This is a genomic window from uncultured Nostoc sp., from assembly GCF_964245445.1.
Taxonomy (GTDB): Bacteria; Cyanobacteriota; Cyanobacteriia; order Cyanobacteriales; family Nostocaceae; genus Nostoc.
In genome coordinates this window covers 1-5,195 of record NZ_CAXTNE010000407.1, presented here as the reverse complement: position 1 = coordinate 5,195, position 5,195 = coordinate 1, and the positions used below count along the sequence as shown (strand labels likewise).

Sequence of the window (5,195 nt, the reverse complement as noted above, 5' to 3'; positions counted from 1 at the left end):
TTTTTAGCGATCGCTGGTTTTTGATCCTACCTCACCAAATCGCGTTGCTCCCACCCAAGCGTATTGTCCTATACAAGCGAATCATTCTGAAAAAATGAATGATGATTAGCTTATCACATCCGAAAAAATGGCAGCAGTATATTGTTTCTGTTGCCAGTTTTTAAGCGCCTATAACTCTAAAATATTATCTGGTTTCAGGCTAATTTACTGGCTGCTGCAAACCGCTTGTTAATCTCATCCCAATTAACCACGTTCCACCAAGCTTCTAAATAATCGGCGCGGCGATTCTGGTAATTGAGATAATATGCATGTTCCCATACGTCATTACCCAAGATGGGATATTTACCTGCACTTAAGGGACTATCTTGATTAGCTGTAGTGGTCACTTCCAACTTGCCACCTTTGTTATGCACTAGCCAAACCCAACCACTACCAAAACGACCAGCACCAGCTTCGTTAAACTGTTTTTTGAAAGCTGCAAAAGAGCCAAAATTTTGATTAATCGCGGAGGCGATATTTCCTGTTGGTTCTCCCCCACCTTTCGGCTTCATAATTTGCCAGAACATTGAGTGGTTCACATGACCACCGCCATTATTGCGTACTGTTTTGCGAATATCTTGTGGTACATTGTCAAGTTTTTGCAACAGTTCTTCAACACTTTTACCTTTGAGTTCTGGATGTTTGGCTAACGCTGCATTCAGGTTTTTCACATAAGTTGCGTGGTGTTTATCGTGGTGAAATTGCATCGTTTTGGCATCGATGTGTGGTTCCAGTGCTTCATAGGCGTAAGGTAAAGGCGGTAGTTGGATAGCCCCTGTTGTATTTGCTGTTGTATTTGCTGTTGTATTTGGTGTTACAGCTTTTCCGTCAGGAGATTTTTCTGCTAATGCACAAGCATCTAACGCAAAAGCACCCGCACCTGATGTCAGTAAAAACAAGAAAGACCGTCGATTAATAGTCATATAAGTTTTTGCAGTGAATCCATTAAGTCTCTATTGCAGTTTTTATTTTCTTAGATTCTGGCTACAAAAAATTGGTAATTGGCGATTATTTCTGGCGGTTTAAGAAACTCTTTATAAAATTCTGTCTCCAGTTTTGGGATCAAATACAAACAATTGATTTAAATCGAGTTGTAGAGAAAGGCGATCGCCTAGACGCGGACGCACATCCCCGCCCACCTGAATATTCAACACTACCGGCGAACCAGGTAAACCAGCACGAATCAAAGTTTCCCTTCCCAAAGGTTCCACCACCTTAACTTCCACAATCAGCTGACTCTCATTTACTTCTTGGCGGGTTGGGGGTAGCTTGCGGCAAGCCGAAGCGTCTACGTTAATAAAAATATGCTCTGGACGAATCCCCAAATCATAACTATGTCCTTGACACAACTGCAATTTTTCTTTCACAACTGCTGGAATTGTTAATAACTGTCCACTTACATCAAAACCGTTATTTTCATAGATTGCAGGCAAAATATTCATTGGTGGACTGCCTAAAAAAGTTGCCACCATCTGATTAGCAGGACTTGCATAAATAGTTTGGGGATCGCCAATTTGTTGAATCCGTCCGCGATTTAGCACGACAATTTTATCAGCCAGAGTCATCGCTTCGACTTGATCGTGGGTGACGTAAATTGTTGTAATACCTAACTCTTGATGTAGCTGTTTCAATTCTGCCCTTGTATCATCGCGTAATTGGGCATCTAAATTAGATAAAGGTTCATCAAGTAAAAACACTTGTGGTTCACGAGCGATCGCTCTTCCTAATGCTACTCGTTGTTGCTGTCCCCCGGAAAGTTGTTTGGGCTTGCGATCCAGCAAGTGATCTAGAGAAAGCGATCGCGCCACATTCATCACCCGTTCTTGAATGATTTTCCGGTCAACCTTTCGCATTTCCAAGCCAAAGCCGATGTTTTGCGCCACACTCATGTGAGGATAGAGAGCGTAGTTTTGGAACACCATCGCCACATCCCGTTGTCTGGCTGGGATATTATTCACCAAGCGATCGCCAATATAGAGTTTGCCAGATGTAGCGGTTTCTAAACCCGCGATCGTTCGCAAAATTGTAGACTTACCACAACCCGATGGCCCAACTAAAACCCAAAACTCGCCATCAGGAATTTCAAAGGTAATATCCTCAATAGCAATGACATTATTAAACCTACGCTTAATATCTTCTAGACGAACGTTTGCCATTATCTAATTTCAGATTGTGGATTTGGGATTAGTGGAAAACTTCCCAACTCTATTATTCCAGCAAACCTATAAACTCTTCCCTTGTAAGTTCAATATCGCGTAGTATTTTGCGTAGTAATCCTTTACCTATTGTTTTACCAGCATGAACAGGAATAGTTACTAACCGCCCATCCTCATGTTGCATTTGTACATGAGAGCCTTTTTGACGTACCGCCTGAAAACCTATTTTTTCAAGAGCGTTAATAACTGTTTTACCTGTTAAAACTGGTAATTTTGGCATTAAATTACTACCTTTTGAATCCCTATAAATTCTGGTATTTCTTCATCACTTTTTGTTTCTAAACAAAGTTCAATTACTTCTTTCATATTAGCCATCAACTCATCAATTGTTTCTCCCTGACTGTAACAGGCTTTTAGCTGAGGGACTTCTCCAACATAGTAGCCATCTTCATCCCGTTCAATGATGACGTAGAATTCTCGGTTGGTGGGATTGATCATAATCTATTTGTACGTAGGCTCAAAATCATTTTTCTGGATTCTTCGACCAAGCTGGGTGAGAGAGTAAAGAAGCAAAGACTCGTACTCCCCGAAGTTGATTAGAGAGGGGTAAGTGTCCTCTAGGCGCACTCAAACCCCAGGTAAACTCGTTAGGGTATCGCGTCCAGTTATTACCTGCTTTCCAGCCAATTTTCGGCCAGAAATTTTCCCAGTTTTTACCCAAACTTAACCAGATTTCTCGCTGCACTGAGAAACCAAATTTACCTTCGGAGTGGACTAACCAGAGGTTGTTAATGGTTTGCAAGTCAACAGCCGAGGTATTTTCTACCTCAGTAAAATACAACCATTTTCGTTGTACAGCCGTTGGCCCTGATAGTTCACACATTTTTTCGATGGTGACGCGATCGGCTGCTTGGAAGTCTTGAACAGCTAGTAGCTGTTGCAAAGAATTGTAGTTAATCCCGCACTCTGATTTTAGAGGTACAATTCCCTCAGGAAAACAAGAGCGCAGAAATTCTTTGGCTTGAGGTGCATCAGAGTTATAGAGGACTTGGTAAGCTTTGCCATCAACCCAAGTAGCTGGGTTCTCACGTCGTTTCAGTAAAAATTCCATCAACACGTCTAATCCCTCATTACCCAACTCAGCTAATTGTGGGATTATCTGTTGTTGGACTTTTTCAGACCCAGCGATTAACGGTCGTCGGAGGGAGTCGATGTCATTTGCAGGGCCTGATAAAATCATTGGGTCTGTCATGCCATTCTTGTTTTAGCGGTCAGTGAAAGAGCGGTAAGCTATTAGGCTTCTCCAAGGTGAAGCACTGATAGCGAAAAGTAGTTTACTATTTTTGATCGTACAAAATTGCGATCGCTTCACTGAATCCCACACTTAATCCCCAAGTAATGTACAAGGGGAATAAGGGGAAAATCTGCGCCTTATGGCTTGGTGAACAAAAGACATAGCAAAATATACAAGCCTGCCACATAAGGTTTTTTTGAATAGCAGCGTATCGATTAGGAGTGTGTGAACGATGTACGAAAAGATTACCCCCCCCGCAGCCGGAGCAAAAATCACCTTCAAAAATGGTGAACCAATCGTACCGGACAATCCAATTATCCCCTTTATTCGTGGCGATGGTACAGGTATAGACATCTGGCCTGCTACCCAAAAGGTGTTAGATGCTGCGGTAGCCAAAGCATATAAGGGTCAGCGTCAAATTAGCTGGTTCAAGGTTTACGCTGGGGACGAAGCCTGCGATTTATACGGTACTTATCAATATTTACCTCAAGACACTCTGACGGCAATTGAAGAATATGGTGTAGCTATTAAGGGGCCTTTGACTACTCCCATTGGGGGGGGAATTCGTTCTTTAAATGTAGCGCTGCGACAAATTTTTGACTTGTATGCTTGCGTGCGTCCTTGCCGTTACTATGCAGGTACGCCCTCACCCCATAAAAATCCCGAAAAGCTGGATGTAATTGTTTATCGGGAGAATACGGAAGATATTTATTTAGGCATTGAGTGGCGACAAGGTAGCGAAATCGGCGATCGCTTAATTAAAATTCTCAATGAAGAACTGATCCCCGCCACCCCAGAACATGGAAAAAAACGAATTCCTCTTGATTCTGGTATTGGCATCAAACCCATCAGCAAAACTGGTTCCCAGCGTCTAGTCAGACGTGCCATCAAACACGCTTTGCTATTGCCCAAACACAAGCAACAAGTGACTTTGGTGCATAAGGGCAACATTATGAAGTACACCGAAGGCGCTTTCCGTGATTGGGGTTATGAATTAGCAACCAGCGAATTTCGCCAAGAAACTGTCACTGAACGGGAATCTTGGATTTTGAGTAACAAGGAAAAAAATCCAAATATTTCTTTGGAAGAAAACGCCCGCGAGATTGATCCTGGGTTTGATAGTCTCACTGAAGAGAAGAAAGCGCAAATTGTCAAGGAAGTTGAAACTGTTCTTAACACAATTTGGGCAACTCACGGCGAGGGCAAATGGAAAGAGAAAGTTTTGGTGAATGACCGGATTGCTGACAGTATTTTTCAACAAATCCAAACCAGGCCGGATGAGTATTCGATTTTGGCGACGATGAACTTGAACGGCGACTACTTGTCTGATGCCGCCGCCGCCATTGTTGGTGGATTGGGAATGGGGCCAGGGGCAAATATCGGTGATTCTAGTGCCATATTTGAAGCTACCCACGGTACTGCACCCAAACATGCCGGATTAGATCGGATTAATCCTGGTTCAGTGATTTTATCTGGGGTGATGATGCTGGAGTTTCTAGGTTGGCAAGAAGCCGCAGACCTAGTTAAGAAAGGTTTAAGCAATGCTATCGCGAGTAGTCAAGTCACCTACGATTTAGCCCGGTTGCTAGAACCGCCAGTTGAACCCTTAAAATGTTCTGAATTTGCCGACGCAATTATTCAGCATTTTGGTTAAGTCTACTAGGGTTAATTAGTCACAAGTCAAATTACCCCACCCTAACCCTCCC

General features: G+C 42.8%; 6 protein-coding genes. 1 reads left to right on the top strand and 5 read right to left on the bottom strand.

What is annotated here, in order from left to right:
• Positions 1–194 precede the first annotated feature (194 nt).
• From ACFE90_RS36095 to ACFE90_RS36075, 5 genes are all read right to left on the bottom strand, one after another.
• The gene (locus tag ACFE90_RS36095) at positions 195–962 is read right to left on the bottom strand and encodes a superoxide dismutase (protein ID WP_375507052.1); all 768 of its coding nucleotides are present in this window, start codon (positions 960–962) and stop codon (positions 195–197) included.
• Between the two features lie 111 nt (positions 963–1,073).
• Positions 1,074–2,195, bottom strand: a complete 1,122-nt coding sequence (locus ACFE90_RS36090) for an ABC transporter ATP-binding protein (protein WP_375507051.1) — start codon at positions 2,193–2,195, stop codon at positions 1,074–1,076.
• A gap of 52 nt (positions 2,196–2,247) precedes the next feature.
• Positions 2,248–2,475, bottom strand: a complete 228-nt coding sequence (locus ACFE90_RS36085; protein ID WP_375507050.1) for a type II toxin-antitoxin system HicA family toxin — start codon at positions 2,473–2,475, stop codon at positions 2,248–2,250.
• Positions 2,475–2,693, bottom strand: coding sequence for a type II toxin-antitoxin system HicB family antitoxin (locus tag ACFE90_RS36080; protein ID WP_335020453.1), 219 nt, complete (start codon positions 2,691–2,693; stop codon positions 2,475–2,477). Before ACFE90_RS36080 ends, ACFE90_RS36085 begins: the two co-directional genes overlap by 1 nt.
• 25 nt (positions 2,694–2,718) lie before the next feature.
• The gene (locus ACFE90_RS36075) at positions 2,719–3,447 is read right to left on the bottom strand and encodes a GUN4 N-terminal ARM-like repeat domain-containing protein (RefSeq protein ID WP_375507049.1); all 729 of its coding nucleotides are present in this window, start codon (positions 3,445–3,447) and stop codon (positions 2,719–2,721) included.
• A gap of 274 nt (positions 3,448–3,721) precedes the next feature.
• On the opposite strand from ACFE90_RS36075, the gene ACFE90_RS36070 reads away from it, so the two are divergent.
• Positions 3,722–5,143, top strand: coding sequence for an NADP-dependent isocitrate dehydrogenase (locus ACFE90_RS36070; RefSeq protein WP_375507048.1), 1,422 nt, complete (start codon positions 3,722–3,724; stop codon positions 5,141–5,143).
• Positions 5,144–5,195: the final 52 nt, after the last annotated feature.